Origin of the sequence: Brevibacillus sp. AY1 (genome assembly GCF_029870785.1) — a bacterium.
GTDB classification, from domain to species: Bacteria; Bacillota; Bacilli; order Brevibacillales; family Brevibacillaceae; genus Brevibacillus; species Brevibacillus invocatus.
In genome coordinates this window covers 1-1495 of the sequence record NZ_JAFLPN010000099.1, presented here as the reverse complement: position 1 = coordinate 1495, position 1495 = coordinate 1, and the positions used below count along the sequence as shown (strand labels likewise).

General features: G+C 48.6%; 2 protein-coding genes. Both read right to left on the bottom strand.

From position 1 onward, the window contains the following. Positions 1-90 precede the first annotated feature (90 nt). Positions 91-1047, bottom strand: coding sequence for an RluA family pseudouridine synthase (locus JZI27_RS24840; RefSeq protein WP_280209844.1), 957 nt, complete (start codon positions 1045-1047; stop codon positions 91-93). A gap of 114 nt (positions 1048-1161) precedes the next feature. Beyond that, positions 1162-1332, bottom strand: coding sequence for a hypothetical protein (locus JZI27_RS24835; protein ID WP_183184839.1), 171 nt, complete (start codon positions 1330-1332; stop codon positions 1162-1164). Positions 1333-1495 lie beyond the last annotated feature (163 nt).

Sequence of the window (1495 nt, the reverse complement as noted above, 5' to 3'; positions counted from 1 at the left end):
GTTGCACTTATACTATCTTCCGCTAATCTTTTTAGCGCTTTAGCGCACTTAAACTTTCCGATAGTACAAAAAAAACAGGACTGAATGGGATCAGTCCTGCCTTGCTTCCTGATGAAATTCTGCTTGAATCAGACGTTGCATATCGGGTGGTAAAGGCGCCTCTACCCGGATTTCTTCTTTGGTTAGGGGGTGTTGAAAGGTCAATACCGAGGCATGCAAAGCCTGGCGCCGCATTAAGCCCCTTTTCCCTTCGTATAGGGTATCTCCAGCAAGCGGGTGACCCAAATATTGAAAATGAACGCGAATCTGATGGGTCCGCCCCGTTTCCAGCCAGACTCTGACCAGACTCATGTCCTCGGTCCGGTCTTTGACCGCATAGTGAGTGACAGCAGCATCTCCCCGTTCGGTTACACGTCTTTTCGTGGGGTGTTGAGGATCCCTTCCAATCGGGGCGTCAATCGTGCCCCGGTCTGACTCGACACAACCCATGACGACTGCGAGATATTCGCGATGAATACCACCTTCTCGCAGCAGTCGGTCTGCCAGTTGATGACCGTAGCTGCTTTTGGCGATCAGTATGGCTCCCGTCGTCTCTTTATCCAATCGATGTACCGGATGCACGCTGGTCGACTCCCCTTTTTGCTGAAAAAGAGCTGCCAATGCGTGCACCAATGTATCGTTTTGTTCTGGTTTCAACGGATGCACCATCATTCCTGCCGGCTTGTTGGCAATCAACAAATGGTCGTCCTCAAACAAGATCTCGATCGGTGGAAAAGTGATCACAGGCATGGCGGTTGACTCAATACCAGCAGGTTTCCCGTGGTCGGGTGCAGCCTGCTTTTCCACCACGCGTACCGCAACCTCATCGCCCACTTTTACCTCTCGCTTCAAAAAGGGTTGCTTGCGGTTCAGCAGGATGCCTTTGCTCCTCGTCAGGCGCTGCAGCATCCGACCTGACACGTTCATTTTTTGGCGTACAATCTGCTCGACCGTCATTCCTGCATCTTCTTGCGTAACGATATATTCCAACCAGTCTTTGCGGCTCACGTCTAATCCCTCTGTTCCTTCAATGTAGATGTGACCGCCAAGCTTGTCATCAACGGTCATGACTTCTGGCTCTATTGTAGCAAAAGAGCGCAGCAGCATGCTATTTTTCACCTGCTAGTGACTCAAGTAAATATCTTGAAGGGCGCGATCAAAGGATGTAACAGCTTCGCATTGCCCCATCTCCAGCAATTGGGTGACATGCCCTTCGTCAGCGAAAAATTCGATTCCCCACAACCGTCCTGCCACAAAAACATGCAATTTGTCTTTCCATCCCAAGCGGATCATCGGAACAACCTCCTCGACTTATTTTTTAAACTTATTTGTATAATAAGTATATGGTATGGATTGGTATTTTGTAAACATTTTTGTTTATTAAATTAGAAAACTTGGCTACGCCAAGCTTTTGGCGGAGCCTTAGTTGCACTTATACTATCTTCCGCTAATCTTT